A 16778-nucleotide genomic window follows, 5' to 3' on the forward strand; every position below is an offset into this window, starting at 1 on the left:
CTGCCGCACGCGCGCACTTTGGAGCACCCGCCACCATGACCGTCCGCAAGAACCAGGCCCTGCTGACCGCCGACGAGAAGCGCCGATTCGTCGCCGCCGTGCTGGAGTTGAAGCGCAGCGGCCGCTACGACGAGTTCGTCACCACGCACAATGCCTTCATCGTCGGCGACACCGACAACGGGGAACGCACCGGCCACCGTTCACCGTCCTTCCTGCCCTGGCACCGCAGATTCCTGCTCGAGTTCGAGCGCGCGCTGCAGCAGGTGGACGCCTCGGTCGCGCTGCCGTACTGGGACTGGAGCACCGACCGCTCGATACGGTCCTCGCTGTGGGCGCCCGACTTCCTCGGCGGCACCGGGCGCAGCCTCGACGGCCGGGTGATGGACGGGCCGTTCGCCGCGTCGACCGGCAACTGGCCGATCAATGTGCGCGTGGACGGGCGTACGTTTCTGCGCCGGTCGCTCGGCACCGCCGTACGGGAGCTGCCGACCCGGGCCGAGGTGGAGTCCGTGCTCGCCATGCCGACGTACGACATGGCGCCCTGGAACAGCGCGTCGGACGGCTTCCGCAACCATCTCGAGGGCTGGCGCGGCGTCAATCTGCACAACCGCGTCCATGTCTGGGTGGGCGGGCAGATGGCGACCGGCGTGTCCCCCAACGACCCGGTGTTCTGGCTGCACCACGCCTACATCGACAAGCTGTGGGCGGACTGGCAGCGGCGCCACCCCGGCTCCGCTTATGTGCCGGTTGCCGGGACGCCGAACGTGGTCGACCTCAACGACACGATGAAGCCGTGGAACGACGTACGTCCCGCCGACCTGCTGGACCACACGGCGCACTACACGTTCGACGCGGCCTGAGACTGCGCCCGGTCCGCTCTCCGTCCGTGCCCGGCCGCCGGTCAGGCGTCGGCGGTACGGCACTCCGGGTGGCCCCAGCCCTGGGCGTTCTTGGTGATGGGCTCGCCCGCCGCGTAGGAGCGGCCGCAGATGCAGCGGCCGGGGAACTTGGCCTTGATGGTGCGCGCGGAGCTGCCGTTCTTCCGGGGCGCCGCGGACTTGCGGCGCGGTGCCTTGGCCGGCGTGTCCGGGGAGGGCGGCGGCTGAGGTGAGCCGAGGCCGCTGCCCGCCGGCTCCTGCACGGTGGCCGCCTGGCTGGCGGCACGGTCGGCGAAGTCGTTCAGCGGGTCGCCGTCAGCCTGGTGGGCGGGGACGTAGCGGAACTCGACCGTGCGGCCGGCGAGCAGTTCGTCGATGCGCACGACCAGGTCCTGGTTGGCGACGGGCTTGCCGGCGGCCGTCTTCCAGCCGTTGCGCTTCCAGTTGGGCAGCCAGCTGGTGACGGCCTTCATGGCGTACTGCGAGTCCATCCGGATCTCCAGCGGTACGCCGGGGTCGGTCGCCGAGAGCAGCCGTTCCAGCGCGGTGAGTTCCGCGACGTTGTTGGTGGCCTTGCCGAGCGGCCCGGCCTCCCATCGGGTCGGGGTCTCCGTCTCGTCGGCGACGACCCAGGCCCAGCCCGCCGGCCCGGGGTTTCCCTTCGAAGCCCCGTCGCACGCGGCCACAACTCGTTCAAGCATGGGCCGATCATGCCATGGTCCGGCAGGCCGTCCGGTCGCACGTGCCCTCGTGGATCAGTCGAGGATCAGGAGACGTCCGTGGTCTTCGGCATCTCCCCCTCGGTCGTGGTGACGTCGATCACCGAGAAGTTCGCGCCCTGCGGATCGGTGAGCGCCGCGAACCGGCCGAACGGCGAGCTCATCGGCCCGAAGCGCAGCACGGCGCCCTGCTTGGTGGCCTTGGCCACGGCGTCGTCGCAGTTGGCGACGGTGAAGTACACGTTGATGTAGGAGGGGACCTCGGGCGGGAACTCGTCCGTCATCTGCATGCGGCCGAGGACCATGTCGTCTCCGACCGTGTAGAGGCGGAAGTCGACCGCGTCGTCCTCCATCTGCTTGGCGCCGTACCCGAAGACGGCCGGGAAGAACGTGTCCGGCTTCTCCCGCTCGCGGGTGAAGACCTCGGCCCAGCAGAATCCGCCCGGCTGGTCCATCGGCGCCTCGAAACCCTCGTGGGTGCCAGGCTGCCAGAGGCCGAAGACGGCACCGCTGGGCTCGCGGGCCAGGCACATGCTGCCGAACTCGCCGACCGCCATCGGCTCCATCAGGATCTCGCCGCCGTTCTCCCGGATCTTGGCGGCGGTGGCGTCGACGTCGGAGGTGGCGAAGTAGAGACACCACTGCGACTGGCCCTCCTGGCCCGCCATGGGCGGGACGACCGCGGCGGTGGCCTTGCCGTTCGCGTAGGCCTGGGTGTAGTTGCCGTACTCCGACGACGCCTCGCCGAAGGTCCAGCCGAGGACGTCGCCGTAGAAGCTCTTGGCTCCCTCCACGTCGCTGAACATCGCGTCGGCCCAGATGGGGGTTCCCTCAGGTTTCACGGCCATGGCTGCGGCCCTCTCCCGGATCGGTGAGTTGTCCGGATTCATACGCTAGCCACCCGGCAGTGCGGTCGCGCGCCGAATGCTTGCTTCCGTTCCAGACTGGGGGCATACGCGGCCGGTCGACGGACGGGGCACGGTATGGCGGACAGGTCGATGCGCGCGTGGTCGGTGGTCGAGCCGGGGCCGGTCGAGGCGGGGTCCCTGCGGCTGGTCGGGAAGCCGGTTCCGGTGCCGGGGGACGACGAACTGCTGGTGAGGGTGCGGGCGTGCGGGGTGTGCCGTACGGATCTGCATGTCACCGAGGGGGATCTGCCGGTGCACCGGGCGGGCGTGACGCCCGGGCACGAGGTCGTCGGCGTCGTGGCCGGATTCGGGACGGCGGTGCGCGGCTTCGGCGTCGGGGAGCGGGTGGGGGTGGCCTGGCTGCGGCGCACCGACGGCATCTGCCCCTACTGTGCGCGCGGGGCGGAGAACCTGTGCCCGGCCTCGCGGTACACGGGCTGGGACGCCGACGGCGGATACGCTCCGTACACGACCGTCCCGGCGGCGTACGCCTACCGGCTGCCCGGCGACCTCGACGACGTGACCCTCGCACCGCTGCTGTGCGCCGGGATCATCGGCTATCGGGCGCTGCGGCGGTCGGCGCTCCCCGCGGGCGGGCGGCTGGGGCTGTACGGCTTCGGGGGTAGCGCCCATCTGTGCGCGCAGGTGGCGATCGCCGAGGGCGCCACCGTGCACGTGCTGACGCGGAGTGCGGCAGCCCGGAAGCTCGCACTCGGCCTGGGTGCCGCCTCGGCACGCGACCCGGCCGAGCCGCCGCCGGAGCCGCTGGACAGCGCCATCCTGTTCGCGCCGGTCGGCGATCTGGTCCCGGTGGCGCTGCGGGCCCTCGACCGGGGCGGCACGCTGGCGATCGCGGGCATCCACCTCAGCGACGTGCCGGCGCTGCGCTACGAGAGCGAGCTCTTCTACGAGAAGCAACTGCGCAGTGTCACCTCCAACACGCGCGAGGACGGCCGGGAGTTCCTGGCGCTCGCCGCCGAGCACGCCGTACACGCCACGACGCACACCTATCCGCTGTCGCGGGCCGGCGAGGCTCTGCGGGATCTGAAGGCGGGCCGGTTCGACGGGGCGGCGGTGCTGGTGAACGACCTGTCCTGAGCGCCGCCACTCGGGCGTGCGGGAGCACAGGAGGGGAGCAAGGTCACCCAGGGTGCGTCCACTGCCTCACAGGCCAGGTTTGTACCTCCAGGGTCTGAAGTCGCCCCCTTCACGCCCTGATCAAGGTGTCACGGCGGCTGTTTGGCTAGGACGCGCGCACGGCCAGCCCGCTCACCTCCCGGGAGGGAATGTGTCCACACCGGACAGCGCCACCGGACCCGCCATCGACGAACCCGCTCCCGATCCCCAGTCCGACGGACAGCTCACCAGTCTCAGCACCCAGGCGGCCCGTCAGCTCGCCACCACCACCAAGTCCGAACCCCAGATGCAGGCCATCAGCTCGCGCTGGCTGCTGCGGATGCTGCCCTGGGTGGACGTGAAGGGCGGCACCTACCGGGTCAACCGCCGTCTGCAGCTGCGCGTCGGCCGGGGACGGGTGCAGTTCGACCAGAACGGCGCCGACGACATCAAGGTCATCCCCGAGACCCTCACCGAGCTTCCGGTCCTGCGCGGCTACGACGACATGGACGTACTCCGGGAGGTCTCCACCCGCTTCCGGGTCCGGGAGGTCCGGGCCGGCCAAGTGCTCGTCGAGGCCGGGCAGCCCGTCACGGAGGCCTACCTCATCGTGCACGGCCGCTTCACCCGCTTCACGGAAGGCAAGTACGGCGATGAGGAGATCCTCGGGGTCGTCACCGACGGCGACCAGATCGGCGACGAGGCCATCGGACAGCCCGACCCTCTGTGGCTGAGCTCGGTGCGGGCGGAGACGGCCGGGGTGCTGCTCGTGCTCCCCTGGGCCGTGGTCGAGGAGTTCACCGGGCGGGTGCCGTCCCTCGCCGCGCACCTGGAGGCCTACGCCGCGCGGCAGAGCCTGCCCATGAACCGCAAGGGCGAGGCCGACGTGCCCGTGCAGGCGGGCCATGTCGGTGAGCCGACGATCAACGGCGGCTACGTCGACTACGACCTCGCCCCGCGCGAGTACGAGTTGTCCCTGACCCAGACCGTGCTGCGCGTCCACACCCGGGTCGCCGACCTCTACAACAACCCGATGGACCAGACCGAGCAGCAACTCCGCCTGACCATCGAGGAGATCCGCGAACGCCAGGAGTGGGAGCTGGTCAACAACCGCGAGTTCGGGCTGCTGCACAACGCCGACTACGGGCAACGCATCAGCACCTTCACCGGGCCGCCGACCCCGGACGACATGGACGAGCTGCTGTCGATGCGCCGCAAGACCAAGCTGTTCATCGCCCATCCGAAGGCGATCGCGGCGTTCTTCCGGCAGTGCAACCGGCGCGGCCTCGTACCCGGCACGGCGAGCGTCGAGGGGCACGAGATCCCCGCCTGGCGCGGTGTTCCGATCTTCCCCTGCAACAAGATCCCGATCAGCCGGGAGCACACCAGCAGCATCATCGCGCTGCGCACCGGCGAGGGCGACCAGGGCGCCATCGGGCTGTACCAGACCGGGATCCCGGAGGAGTACCAGCCCGGCCTGAACGTGCGGTTCATGGGCATCGACACCAACTCGATCATCCGCTACCTCGTCACCGCCTACTACTCGCTGGCGATCCTCGTCCCCGACGCGGTCGGGATCCTCGAGAACGCCCAGATCGGCCGGACGGCCGAGTGACCGCGTGGAGCACCCGATGAGCACGTCCACCCCCACCTCCGACTTCGCGCTGCCCGGGCCACCGAACATCGCGAGCACGCTGCGCACCCGGCGCGGCGGGGCGATCCCCGGGCTCCGGTACCGGCAGGTCGCCCCCGCCGACCCCGTGAAGGCCGCGGAGGTCGACCGCAGGCTGGAGGCCTGGGCCCGGCGCCTCGATCTGTTCCCCGAGGCGTGGAAGGGCGACTTCTCGGGGTTCCAGTTCGGCCGGGCCGTGGTGCTCCAGCATCCGGAGGCGCTCGATCTGGACCGGCTGACCGCCGCCGGCGAGTTGCTGCTCGCGGAGAACGTCGTCGACTCCTGCTACTGCGAGGAGGACGAGGGCCGGGGCGGAGCGCGCCGGGGTCTCGGGGGCCGCCTGATCATGGCCCAGTCGGCGCTCGACCCGTATCACGGCATTCCCGAGCTGGAGGAGGAGTGGCGCCACGGCGTGCGGGCCGACGGTCCGCTGCGCTCGTACCACTTCGCCCTCCAGGACTACGCCGCCTTCGCCACCCCGAGCCAGACCGACCGCTTCGTCCACGACATCGCCCGGCTGCACCTGGGCTACCTCGCCGAGGCGGCCTGGGCCGAGACCCGCTATGTGCCGCGGGTCTGGGAGTACCTGGTGATGCGGCAGTTCAACAACTTCCGTCCCTGTCTGTCGATCGTGGACGCCGTGGACGGCTACGAGCTGCCCGAGGCGCTCTACGCCCGTCCGGAGATCCAGCGGATCACGGCGCTCGCCTGCAACGCCACCACGATCGTCAACGACCTGTACTCCTTCACCAAAGAGCTGGCGAGCGACCCCACGCATCTCAACCTGCCGCAGGTCATCGCCGCGAACGAGCGCTGCGGGCTGAAGGCCGCCTATCTGAAGGCCGTCGAGATCCACAACCGGATCATGGCGGCCTTCGAGGAGGAGTCCGCCCTGCTGTCCGCCACCTCGCCCCTCGTGGAGCGCTACGCGCGGGGCCTGTCCGACTGGGTGGCCGGCAACCACGAGTGGCACGCGACCAACACCCACCGCTACCACCTGCCCAACTACTGGTAAAGCGCGATCGCATGACAGAGCGTCACAGCAACCAGCACGAGGAGTCACCGTTGACCATCGCCCCCGAAGCCGGCACCAAGGCCGCCCAGGTGCCGTCCCAGTCCACGTACCAGACCCGCGTCGCGGACTACTGGAACGCCGAGGAGAACCCGGTCAACCTCGAACTCGGAAAGATCGACGACCTGTACCACCACCACTACGGCATCGGCGACGCCGACCGCTCCGTGCTCGACGAACCCGACCCCGTCCGGCGCCGGGAGCGCATCACCGCGGAACTGCACCGGCTGGAACACGCCCAGGCGGAACTGCTCGCCGACCGGCTCGGCCCGCTGACACCCGACGACCGCGTCTTCGACGCCGGCTGCGGACGCGGCGGCGGCAGCGTCGTGGCCCATCTGCGCTACGGCTGCCAGGCCGACGGGGTCACCCTCTCCGCCAAGCAGGCCGAGTTCGCCAACGAGCAGGCCCGTAAGCGGGGCATCGACGACCGGGTGCGCTACCACTGCCGCAACATGCTCGACACCGGGCTGCCGTCCGGGGCGTTCGCGGCCTCGTGGAACAACGAGTCGACCATGTACGTCGAGCTCGACCTGCTGTTCGCCGAGCACGCCCGGCTGCTGCGCCGCGGCGGCCGCTATGTGGTCATCACCGGCTGCTACAACGACACCTACGGACGTGCCTCCCGCGAGGTGTCCCTCATCAACGCCCACTACATCTGCGACATCCATCCGCGCTCGGCGTACTTCCGGGCCATGGCCCGCAACCGGCTCGTGCCGGTCCATGTTCAGGACCTGACCGAGGCGACCATCCCCTACTGGGAGCTGCGCCGAGAGGCGGACCACCTGATGACGGGCATCGAGGACACGTTCCTGAGCGCGTACCGCAACGGCAGCTTCCAGTACCTGCTGATCGCGGCGGACCGCGTCTGAGCAAGGGTCGGACCCGCGTCGGCCACCGCTGTTGCGTGGCCGGCGCGGGTCTTCCCCCTTCGGCCCGGCTGTGCTTGCCTGGGGAACCGTTTTCGGTGTCCGGGGCGGGAGTTGCCGTATGCGCAAGCCGTGGCTCGTCGGGGTGCTGCTGGCCGCCGTGCTGCTCGGCGCGTGCGGGGATCCCGCGTCGGAGCCGGAGGCCGGGCCTCCCCCTCGGATGCCGGGTGCGTCGGCCACCACGCGGCAGCAGGCGCCCGCCTCGCCGAGCGCTCCGGGGAGGCGGGGGAAGAGTCCGAGCGTCTCCGCGAAGGCACCGACCGTGCTGTATCTGGGCGACTCTCTCGCGATGGAGGCACAGAACGTGCTCGGGCAGGAGCTGCGCCGCGAGCTCGGGGCCACGTACGCGAGCGCGCCGTACTCGGGGACCACCCTCTGCGACTACCTGGAGGGCACGGGCAAGCGGTCCCTCGTGCCGGTCGCGGACAAGGCGGCCGCCCTGGTGCGCAGGCTGCGGCCGGACTTCGTGGTGCTGCAGTTCTGGGGGAACGCGTGGGGTTACACGCCCTGCATGGACGGCATCACCCACGACGCCTCCCCCGACAAGTACTTCAGGCGCTACCAGGCCGACCTGAAGCGGCTCACCGACCAGATCTCCGCGGCCGGGGACATCCGGATCGTCTGGGTGCTGCAGGGCCCGGACCCGATCACCCCCGACCGGGTCCGGCGCGTCAACGCCCTGTACGAGCTGCGGGCCGGCGCCTCGGACGACCTGCTCGCCGACGCGGCCAAGGTGCTGAGTGCGCCCGGCGCCCGCCACACCTGGGTCCAGTACCTGCCGTGCACGGCGTACGAGCACGCACACGCCGAGTACTGCACCCAGCCGGACCGCGACCGCACCGCCCTGCACCGCGACGACGACTACCTGCACTTCTGCCTGGCGCCCACGACCTCGACGCCGAAGCCGTGCCCGGTCCGCTCCCCCGGGATCCTGCGGATCGCCCGGGAGATCACCGGGGTGATCCGCGAGAACCTGGAGGGCTAGCGCCCCCGGGCCAGGCTTCACTCCCCCGCGTACGCCTTGTCCAGGGCTGCGATGTCGAACTTGCTCATCGCCATGAACGCCTTGGTCACGCGGGCCGCCTTCGCCGGGTCCGGGTCGGTGATCATCTCGTCGAGCCGGTCCGGGACGACCTGCCAGGACACGCCGTACTTGTCCTTGAGCCAGCCGCACGGTCCGGGCTCGCCGCCGTTCTCGGTGAGCTTGGTCCAGTAGTAGTCGATCTCCTCCTGGTTCTCGCAGAAGATCATGAAGGAGACGGCCTCGGTGAACTTGAACTGGGGTCCGCCGTTGAGCCCGAGGAACTTGTGTCCGTTGGCCGTGAACTCGACGGTCATGACACTGCCCGCGGGCTGGAACGCCCCCTCGGGGTAGCGGGCGACCTTGCCGATGCTGGAGTTCTTGAAGATCGAGACGTAGAAGTGGGCGGCCTCCTCGGCCTGGCCGTCGAACCAGAGACACGTGGTGAAACCGTCGGATGCCATGAGTACCTCCTGGAGCGTGGATGCGCTGTCATCTGTGTCGACCGGTCCTCGCCGCGAAACTCATCGGTCACTGGCCGAATAATCCAGGTGGCCGTTACACCGTTCGGACCTAGCATCGCGGTCATGACGTCTTCGCCCGCCGACCACGGCGACAGCATGCACCCCTTCCGCATCGACATTCCGCAGAGCGACCTCGACGACCTGCACGACCGCCTCGACCGGACGCGGTGGCCCGACGAGCTGCCGGGGGTGGGATGGGCGTACGGCGTGCCGTCGGACTACCTGCGCGAGCTGGTGCGCTACTGGCGGCACGACTACGACTGGCGGGCGGCGGAGGCGCGGCTGAACGAGTGGCCGCAGTTCACGACCGAGATCGACGGCGCGCACGTGCACTTCGCGCACATCCGCTCACCCGAACCGGACGCCACCCCGCTGATCATCACGCACGGCTGGCCGGGGTCGTTCGCCGAATTCCTGGACGTCGCCGGTCCGTTGACGGATCCGGCCGCGCACGGCGGCGACCCCGCCGACGCCTTCCACGTGGTACTGCCGAGCATTCCCGGCTTCGGGTTCTCCGGGCCCACCCGCGAGACCGGCTGGGAGGCACGGCGGATCGCCGATGCGTGGGCCGAGCTGATGACGCGCCTCGGCTACGAACGGTTCGGCGCCCAGGGCGGCGACTGGGGTGCGGCCATCTCCCGCGAGCTGGGCCGTGTCCACCCCGACCGGGCCATCGGCATCCACCTCAATCTGCTGCCCGGCGCGCAGGCCACCACCGAGCCGGCCCCTGAGGAACTGGAGGCGCTGAGCCCCGCCGAGCGGGAGCGGACGCTCACCTCGTGGCGCCGGTGGGCGGAGTGGTTCCGGGACGGGACGGGCTACTTCCATATGCAGTCCACCCGGCCGCAGACCCTGTCGTACGCGCTCACGGACTCGCCGGTCGGCCAACTCGCCTGGATCGTCGAGAAGTTCCGGGAGTGGACCGACTCCGAGCAACTGCCAGAGGAGGCCGTCGACCGGGACCTGATGCTCACGAACGTGATGCTGTACTGGCTGACGGGCACGGCGGGTTCGTCCGCCCGGGTCTACTACGAGCGCGCCCACGCCCAGGGGGACCGGGTCGCCGCCCCGCACGAGCCCTCGACCGCCCCGACCGCGGTGGCGTCCTTCCCCGGCGACCCGCAGATCCCGCTGCGCCACAAGGCGGAACGGACGGAGAACATCGTCCGCTGGACGGAGCTCGACCGGGGCGGGCACTTCGCGGCCATGGAGGAGCCCGACCTGCTGGTGGCGGACGTACGCGCCTTCTTCCGGCAACTGCGCGAGAAGGGCTGAGCACCCGCTCTGCCCGCAGCGAATCTGCCGCGGGCAGAGAAACCGCATTCCGGCCCCGTCCGAGGTCAACAGTGGAGTCGACGGCAGTTCCCGCCACCACGAGGAGAACCGATGACTCCACTCAGCACGCTCACTCCCCGCGCCGAGGAGGGCGACACCCCGCCGACGCGCCTCGACGACCATCTCGCCGCCCAACTGCTCGGACAGCGCATCGTGTTCCTCGGCACCGAGGTCACCGAGGCCTCCGCCAACCGGGTCTGCGCCCAGCTGCTCCTGCTGTCGGCGGAGGACCCGCGCACCGACATCAGCCTGTACATCAACAGCCCGGGCGGGTCGGTGTACGCGGGCCTCGCCATCTACGACACGATGCGGCTGATCCCCAACGACGTCTCGACGCTCGCCATGGGCTTCGCGGCGAGCATGGGCCAGTTCCTGCTCTGCGGCGGCACGCCCGGCAAGCGGTACGCCCTGCCGAACGCGCGGATCATGATGCACCAGGGGTCGGCGGGCATCGGCGGCACCACCGCCGACATCGAGATCCAGGCGGAGAACCTGGAGCACAGCAAGCGGACCATGGAGCGCCTCCTCGCCCAGAACACGGGTCAGACCCCGGAGACCATCGCCCGGGACGGCGACCGCGACCGCTGGTTCACGGCCGAGGAGGCCAAGGAGTACGGCATGGTGGACCGGGTCCTGGAGTCCCTCGCGGACGTCCGCCCGGCCGCCTCGAAGCGACGGATGGGGCTGTGACATGGGGAACTACACGATTCCGTACGTCGTCGAGCGGACCGCGCACGGCGAGCGCTCCTCCGACGTCTTCAGCCGCCTGCTGTCCGAGCGGATCATCTTCCTCGGCACCGAGATCGACGACGGCGTCGCCAACGTCGTCATCGCGCAACTCCTCCATCTGGAGTCGGCGGCACCGGAGAGCGAGATCGCGATCTACATCAACTCCCCCGGCGGCTCGTTCACTTCGCTCATGGCGATCTACGACACCATGACCTACGTGCAGGCGCCGATCTCCACGTTCTGCGTGGGGCAGGCGGCCTCCACGGCCGCCGTACTGCTGGCCGGTGGGGATCCGGGGCGGCGGTTCGTCCTGGAGCACGCGCGCGTGCTGCTGGGTCAGCCCGCCACCGGCGGCAGCCGGGGTTCGATCTCCGACCTCACCCTCCAGGCCAAGGAGATGGTCCGGATCCGCTCGCAGGTCGAGGAGGTGCTGGCCCGGCACACCCACCACGACATCGCGACGCTGCGCGCGGACATGGACCGCGACAAGGTGTTCACCGCGCAGGAGGCCGTGGCGTACGGCCTGGCGGACGAGGTGGTGAGCCGGCGCCTCGTGACGGTCTGAGGCGCCGGCGCGGCCTCACGCCGCCAGGCACAGCCCGTCGTAGGACGAACGTGCCCTGCCACGGCGGCTGTTGGGCAGGCGGCGGCTGGTGAGCCGGACCAACTCGCCCTGCGCCAGCGACAGCAGGTCGCCGAGGCCGAGCCCCAGGGCGTGGGCGGCGGCCGCGAGGACCTCCGAGGAGGCCTCCTTGCGGCCGCGCTCGACCTCCGAGAGGTACGGCATGGAGATCCGGGCCGCGTCGGCCACGTCCTTGAGCGTGCGCTCCTGGGCGAGGCGCTCACGGCGCAGGACGTCGCCGACCAGGTCGCGCCACAGGGGCTCTTTGGGCGCGGGCGTGCTGGGCTCCGGTGACCGGGGCACGGCGGAGGGCTTGTTGGCGGCGGGCGGGGTCTCGGGTGCCGCGGTGGCAGGGCGTTCGGACGCGGGGCGGGTCGTTCCCCGGTGCAGGGGGATGACGCGGGCTTCGTTCGTCGCTTGTGTGCTCACCTCCCCAGCCTAGAAGCGTGGGACGCCCGGGGAAGGGATCAGCATTCCGCCCTGGGGGAAATCACTCGTCGCTCAGCCGCAGCACGGCACGCACCCGCTTGCCCACCGGCACCCGTTCCACGGCGACCTCCGCCGCCAGCGCGTGCACTATCTCCAGCCCGTGCCTGCCGACCCTTTCCGGATCCCTGGGGAAGCGGCGGGGCAGGGCGGAGCTGCTGTCGTACACGCTGACCGTCACCGCGTCGTCCGTGCCCTCCAGGTCCAGGATGTACGGGCCGTTGCTGTGCCGGTCGGCGTTGGTGACCAGCTCGCTGACGACCAGGAGCACCTTGTCCTGGGCGGGCTCGCCGATGGTGGCGCACCACTCGGTCCTGAGCCGGCCGAGGAACAGCGCGGCGAAGGAGCGGGCCTCGGCGATGCACCCCGGTTCACCGCTGTAGTGCGCCGCCCGCCGAAGCGGTTCCACGGGCACGTCGAAACCAGTTGGAATCACTGCCCCGTCCACGTGCTCGATCATGCGTTTCTCTCTCGGAAGCCGGACTGGCCGGACACTACTGCACCAGTCCTCGTACCCAGAGCAGAGCCGCGCAGTCACCGCGCAGGTGGCGCCGTACGTCACAGCGGCGGCGACTGCGGCGCGCTCGCGGTGGACGCCGACTGTGACGTCGTGGTCGTGTCCTCGTCCGGCGGCGGCTCGGAGGTCGTCGTCGCGGGCGACTCCGGCTCCGTCGTGGACGTCTCGGGGCTCGGCGACGGCGAGGACGGGGCGGTCGACGTGGGCGGGCAGGGCGACACCGAACCGGCGGGCGTCTCCGTGGCGTCGTCGGGCAGCGAGACGCACGTGGAGGGCGAGCTGGGCGGCTTGGGCGTCGACACGCTGACCGACGGGGAGGGCTTCACCGGCCGGTGGGTCTTCTTGTCCTTGTCGCCGTCGTCGCCGCGGTGCCGGGAGATCCACTCGTCGCGGTCGGGGTCGAAGATGACGAAGACGTTGATGACCGTCGTCGAGGGTGAGACCACCACGACGTTCGAGGAGCGGTACGACGGCCAGGAGTCACCCGTCCGCTTCAGGGTGCCCTGCTGGGCGACCGGCGGCGTCAGCGGGTTGCCGCAGGCGCAGCGCACCCGGGGCACTCCGCGGCCGTCGACGAGGACGGCGGTGCCGGCCTGGAGGACGGCCTGGTAGCCGGTGGCGGCACCGTCGCGGTAGCCGTGGTTGGTGACGCGGGTGTCCATGCGCAGCTGGACGGGGGTGAGCGAGCGCAGATAGGAGGGGACGTCGGACGAGTCGACGCGGGCGACCGACGCGAACGCCCGGTTCTTCTCCGGGGCCGCCCGGAGGTAGTCGATCTGTTTCTCGACGTCGCAGGCGGCGACGTTGCGGCTGCCGCCGTACAGGCCGGCCGCACCGCCGTCGACACCGCGTACGGCGTTCGACGGCGCCGACTCCGTGGCCGCGGACGGGGTGACGGGCGGGGCGGAGCTGTCCGTCGCCGTGGACTCGGTGAACGGGTCGGGGCCCGACTTGCCCGCCGCCTGGAGGAAGACCTCGCCGCCCTGGGCGGTGCCGCCGCCACCGCCGCCGCGCGACAGGACGACGGCGACGATCACCGCACCCACCACCACGGCGGTGAGCAGCGCGAGGCGGGGTACGGACCTCCACCAGGGGTGGTGGGGTTCGGGGCCGGGGCCGGGTGCTCCCCCGCCGCCGCTGCCCGGGGGCTGCGAGGGCGGGCCGGAGGGCGGCTGGGAGGGGCCCGACAGGGGGCCCGAGGGCGGTCCTGTGGGGCGGCCGGACGACGGAGGTTCGACGCTCACGAAGCCTTCTTCCCTACGGGGTAATTGACGCTTTTGTCGCTTTCTGCTTGATCCATTCTGTGCCCCGGTCCCGCGCCGCCCGCAAGCCGACGCGGACGGACCTCCCGGCGGGCGCGTCCGAGGGGCGCTGCTTAGCGTGGGCAGGGTGAGCGTGCTGACAGCCTCTCGTCCGGCCGTGGCCCGGCATGGCTGGCTCCAGGCCGTCGCCGCGGTGCTGGCCGGGCTGGTCTCGATGGGAGTGGTGGCCGCGCTGGGGCTGTGGGCGGCCGGGGCCGCGGAACTTCCGGACGGCGCCTTCCCAAGGGTCGTCGCGGCCACCGTGGTCACGGCGGTCGGCGGCACGATCGAGCTGTCGGGGAACGCCGGAGGGCTGGCCGAGTCCAATGCCGGGCTGACCGTGATCCCGCTGTCGGTGACGCTCGTCGGCGCCCTCGTCCTGGCCGCCGGTTTCCTGCGGCCGCTGCGGCACCGGGCGGTCGCCGGCGCCGGGGAGCTGGCCGGGTGGGCGGCCAGGATCGCCGTACTGTGGCTGGCGGGACTTCTGGCGCTGTCGTTCGCCGCCCGCCAGACCTTCTCGCTCTCCCTCGGCGACCTCGGGGAGGACGCGCTCGGCGACCTGGGCGATCTGTTCGGCATCTCTCCGCAGGTCGGTTTCACCACGGACGTCCCCGCGACGCTGTTCTTCGGCCTGCTGTGGCTGGCGGGCGTGCTGCTGCTGGCCCTGCTGGTCTCGCGCGGGGCTCCGCTGCCGGGCCGGCTGCTGCGCTTTCAGGAGTCGGTGCGGCCGGCCGCGTACGCCATGGTGGTGCTGCTGCTCGCATGGGTGGTGCTGGGTGTCGTCATCGGGCTGGTCGTCGCGGCGACCCGCCCTCATGCGGCCGAGACGCTCGCGGTGATCCTGCTCGGCATGCCGAACCTGGTGTGGCTCGCCCTCACCATCGGCCTCGGCGCGACCTGGAACGGCCGGGTGGAGGGGCCGTTCGGGCTGCCCATGCCGCATGTGCTCGACGAGGTGCTGCGCGGCCGGGATGTCGCCGAGCTGAATCTGGGCACGCTCGCCGAGCACGACGGCCGGGTGTGGTGGCTGGTCGCCGTGGACGCGGTGCTGCTGCTGGGCGCGGCGTTCCTGATGGCGAGGCGTTCACCGGCGCGGATGCGCGCTTGGCAGCACGCCGTGCACCTGGCGGTCGCGCTCGCGCTCACCGTGGTGATGATCTGCCTCGTCGGTCGCATCTCGGCGCACTACGGCCTGTCGGTGCTCGGCATCGGCGACCTCGGCGGGGATCTGGGCGGCGAGCTGTTCCTGCGGCCCGAGGTGTGGACCGCCGTCGGCTTTGCGCTGCTGTGGGGGCTGATCGCCGGGTTCCTCGGCGGCCTGCTCGCGCGGCGCGTGCGGCACCGGGGCGAGGTCACGGCACGCCCGGAAGGGTGAGCGGGCCGGCGTTCACCGTGGGAAGACCGGCTCGGCCCAGCGGGGCGGCGGTTTCGGCGTCTCCTTCGCGGACTCCTCCGGGACTCCTACGACCCTCAGGTCCACCTCCGTCGGCGCATGCCCGGCCGCCGCGCCCCCGGCCACAGCGGCGCGCAGCTCGGCGACGAAGGCGAGGCAGGAGGCCTGGCGGTCGTCGGGGCTCTTCGCCAGGGCCCTGGCGAACACGGCGTCCACAGGCGGGGCGAGGTCCGGGCGCGCCTCGGTCAGCGGCGGGGGCTCGTCGTACTGGTGGGCCCACAGCAGGGCCATGTCGTCGTCTCGGCGGAACGGGGGCCGGCCCGCCAGGCACTCGTAGACCACGCAGGCGAAGCCGTAGACGTCACAGCGCGCGTCGACCGGCTTGCCGGAGATCTGCTCGGGGGCCACGTAGTCGAGCGTGCCGACGAACTGGCCGACGGTCGTGAAGCCGGTCAGGGACAGCGACTTCTTCGTCAGGCCGAAGTCGGTGAGGTAGACGTGCTCGGGGTGGTCGCTGTCGGTGCCGCGGGCCACGAGGACGTTGCCCGGTTTCACGTCCCGGTGGACCAGCCCGTGCTCGTGCGCCGCGTCGAGGGCGGAGGCGACCTGCACGCCGATGCGCAGGGCCCTCGCGGACGGCAACGGTCCCTGGCGGTCGAGGAGATGGCGCAGATCGCTGCCGGAGACGTAGCGCATGGCGATGTAGAGGACGCCGTCCGTCTCGCCCGCGTCGAAGACCGGCACGATGTGCGGGTGGTCGATCGCGGCGGCCACCCGGGACTCATGGGTGAAGCGGCGGCGGAAGGTGTCGTTGCGGGCGAGTTCGGGGGCGAGGAGCTTCAGCGCGACGGTGCGCTCCAGACGCAGGTCCCGCGCGCGGTAGACCACGGCCATGCCGCCCCGGCCGATCTCGCGCTCGATGCGGTAGCCCGCGACCTGCCGGCCGATCAGCTCGGAGGGCCGGCCCGAGAAGAGGCTGCTGTCACGGTCCATCGGGGATCACGACCTGGGTCGGGGCATGGTCGGGGGCCGCGGGGGCGCGGGGGCCCGGGTCCTCGGTGGCGCGGGGGCCGTCGTCCGTGGCGTAGGTGCTCAGCCGCGTGCCGTCCGCGTAGACCCACCGCCCGTGCTCGGCGTCGTACAACCACACGGACTCCCCGTCGACGACGACCCCGATCCGCAGCCCCGACGTGCGGACGCGGAAGGCCTCGCCGCCCAGGCCGCCGGCCGCCAGGTCCTCGACCGCGGACCGGTAACCGGCCAGCACCCGCTCGACGCGGGCGAGCAGCGGGCGCGGATCGGCGGTGCGGGTGAGCGGGCCGCCCTCGGCGGTGGGCGGGTCCTGGGGTACGGCCACGAGGAAGCGGCCGTCGACCCAGGCCGACCAGCCGTTGGCGCACAGGATGTGCCCCCAGTCGCCGCGCCGTTCGACGAGCTGGACCGGCAGGAACGGGTCGAGGGGCACGGTGGGCCGGGCGGGGTCGGGGGCCTCCCAGGCGGGCATGCCTTGCCGGGGGACGACGTGGGTGGGCCGGAAACCGGGGGAAGCCATGGAC

At 71.5% G+C, this 16778-nt stretch carries 18 protein-coding genes; 10 read left to right on the plus strand and 8 right to left on the minus strand.

The window, feature by feature from the left end; all coding sequences use genetic code 11:
• The first annotated feature begins 35 nt into the window (after positions 1–35).
• Positions 36–860 carry a tyrosinase MelC2 gene (melC2, locus tag ACQEV2_RS01705; RefSeq protein WP_433035599.1) on the plus strand — a complete coding sequence of 275 codons (825 nt, stop codon included), beginning with the start codon at positions 36–38 and terminating at the stop codon, positions 858–860.
• Between the two features lie 41 nt (positions 861–901).
• Here melC2 and ACQEV2_RS01710 read toward each other — a convergent pair whose 3' ends face one another.
• Positions 902–1579: a ribonuclease H family protein gene (locus ACQEV2_RS01710; protein ID WP_433035602.1), complete on the minus strand. Its 678-nt coding sequence runs from the start codon at positions 1577–1579 to the stop codon at positions 902–904.
• 65 nt (positions 1580–1644) lie between these two features.
• A complete protein-coding gene (locus ACQEV2_RS01715; protein ID WP_433035605.1) occupies positions 1645–2445 on the minus strand; it encodes a VOC family protein in 801 nt (266 codons plus the stop codon).
• A 150-nt stretch (positions 2446–2595) separates the two neighbouring features.
• On the opposite strand from ACQEV2_RS01715, the gene ACQEV2_RS01720 reads away from it, so the two are divergent.
• The 5 genes from ACQEV2_RS01720 to ACQEV2_RS01740 all read left to right on the plus strand — a co-directional run bounded on the left by ACQEV2_RS01720 (position 2596) and on the right by ACQEV2_RS01740 (position 8279).
• Complete coding sequence (locus ACQEV2_RS01720) at positions 2596–3603, plus strand: zinc-binding alcohol dehydrogenase family protein (protein ID WP_433054120.1); 1008 nt, start codon at positions 2596–2598, stop codon at positions 3601–3603.
• 190 nt (positions 3604–3793) lie between these two features.
• Positions 3794–5236, plus strand: coding sequence for a family 2B encapsulin nanocompartment shell protein (locus ACQEV2_RS01725; RefSeq protein ID WP_433035608.1), 1443 nt, complete (start codon positions 3794–3796; stop codon positions 5234–5236).
• A gap of 16 nt (positions 5237–5252) precedes the next feature.
• Positions 5253–6308: a family 2 encapsulin nanocompartment cargo protein terpene cyclase gene (locus ACQEV2_RS01730; protein ID WP_433035611.1), complete on the plus strand. Its 1056-nt coding sequence runs from the start codon at positions 5253–5255 to the stop codon at positions 6306–6308.
• A 50-nt stretch (positions 6309–6358) separates the two neighbouring features.
• Positions 6359–7237: a geranyl diphosphate 2-C-methyltransferase gene (locus tag ACQEV2_RS01735; RefSeq protein ID WP_433054123.1), complete on the plus strand. Its 879-nt coding sequence runs from the start codon at positions 6359–6361 to the stop codon at positions 7235–7237.
• A gap of 118 nt (positions 7238–7355) precedes the next feature.
• Positions 7356–8279 (plus strand): SGNH/GDSL hydrolase family protein, encoded by a 924-nt coding sequence (locus ACQEV2_RS01740; protein WP_433035614.1) that lies wholly within the window; start codon positions 7356–7358, stop codon positions 8277–8279.
• 17 nt (positions 8280–8296) lie between these two features.
• Here the strand turns inward: ACQEV2_RS01740 and ACQEV2_RS01745 are convergent, their stop codons facing one another.
• Positions 8297–8779 (minus strand): VOC family protein, encoded by a 483-nt coding sequence (locus tag ACQEV2_RS01745; RefSeq protein WP_433035617.1) that lies wholly within the window; start codon positions 8777–8779, stop codon positions 8297–8299.
• A 123-nt stretch (positions 8780–8902) separates the two neighbouring features.
• On the opposite strand from ACQEV2_RS01745, the gene ACQEV2_RS01750 reads away from it, so the two are divergent.
• The 3 genes from ACQEV2_RS01750 to ACQEV2_RS01760 all read left to right on the plus strand — a co-directional run bounded on the left by ACQEV2_RS01750 (position 8903) and on the right by ACQEV2_RS01760 (position 11468).
• On the plus strand, positions 8903–10114 hold the full coding sequence (locus ACQEV2_RS01750; protein ID WP_433035620.1) for an epoxide hydrolase family protein: 1212 nt from the start codon (positions 8903–8905) through the stop codon (positions 10112–10114).
• Positions 10115–10225: 111 nt separating this feature from the next.
• On the plus strand, positions 10226–10864 hold the full coding sequence (locus ACQEV2_RS01755; protein WP_433035624.1) for a ClpP family protease: 639 nt from the start codon (positions 10226–10228) through the stop codon (positions 10862–10864).
• 1 nt (position 10865) lies between these two features.
• Positions 10866–11468 (plus strand): ClpP family protease, encoded by a 603-nt coding sequence (locus ACQEV2_RS01760; protein ID WP_433035627.1) that lies wholly within the window; start codon positions 10866–10868, stop codon positions 11466–11468.
• A gap of 15 nt (positions 11469–11483) precedes the next feature.
• On the opposite strand, the gene ACQEV2_RS01765 is transcribed toward ACQEV2_RS01760, so the two are convergent.
• The 3 genes from ACQEV2_RS01765 to ACQEV2_RS01775 all read right to left on the minus strand — a co-directional run bounded on the left by ACQEV2_RS01765 (position 11484) and on the right by ACQEV2_RS01775 (position 13772).
• Positions 11484–11954, minus strand: coding sequence for a helix-turn-helix domain-containing protein (locus ACQEV2_RS01765; protein ID WP_433035630.1), 471 nt, complete (start codon positions 11952–11954; stop codon positions 11484–11486).
• A gap of 61 nt (positions 11955–12015) precedes the next feature.
• Positions 12016–12471 carry an ATP-binding protein gene (locus tag ACQEV2_RS01770; protein ID WP_433035633.1) on the minus strand — a complete coding sequence of 152 codons (456 nt, stop codon included), beginning with the start codon at positions 12469–12471 and terminating at the stop codon, positions 12016–12018.
• 98 nt (positions 12472–12569) lie between these two features.
• Positions 12570–13772 carry a DUF6777 domain-containing protein gene (locus tag ACQEV2_RS01775; protein ID WP_433035636.1) on the minus strand — a complete coding sequence of 401 codons (1203 nt, stop codon included), beginning with the start codon at positions 13770–13772 and terminating at the stop codon, positions 12570–12572.
• 145 nt (positions 13773–13917) lie between these two features.
• Between ACQEV2_RS01775 and ACQEV2_RS01780 the strand changes: the two genes are divergently transcribed.
• Positions 13918–15204 (plus strand): streptophobe family protein, encoded by a 1287-nt coding sequence (locus tag ACQEV2_RS01780; RefSeq protein ID WP_433035639.1) that lies wholly within the window; start codon positions 13918–13920, stop codon positions 15202–15204.
• Positions 15205–15216: 12 nt separating this feature from the next.
• On the opposite strand, the gene ACQEV2_RS01785 is transcribed toward ACQEV2_RS01780, so the two are convergent.
• On the minus strand, positions 15217–16215 hold the full coding sequence (locus ACQEV2_RS01785) for a serine/threonine-protein kinase (protein WP_433035642.1): 999 nt from the start codon (positions 16213–16215) through the stop codon (positions 15217–15219).
• Positions 16205–16774, minus strand: coding sequence for a hypothetical protein (locus ACQEV2_RS01790; protein WP_433035645.1), 570 nt, complete (start codon positions 16772–16774; stop codon positions 16205–16207). Before ACQEV2_RS01790 ends, ACQEV2_RS01785 begins: the two co-directional genes overlap by 11 nt.
• Positions 16775–16778: the final 4 nt, after the last annotated feature.

The sequence above is a fragment of the Streptomyces sp. CA-251387 genome (assembly GCF_050936625.1).
Classification (GTDB): domain Bacteria; phylum Actinomycetota; class Actinomycetes; order Streptomycetales; family Streptomycetaceae; genus Streptomyces.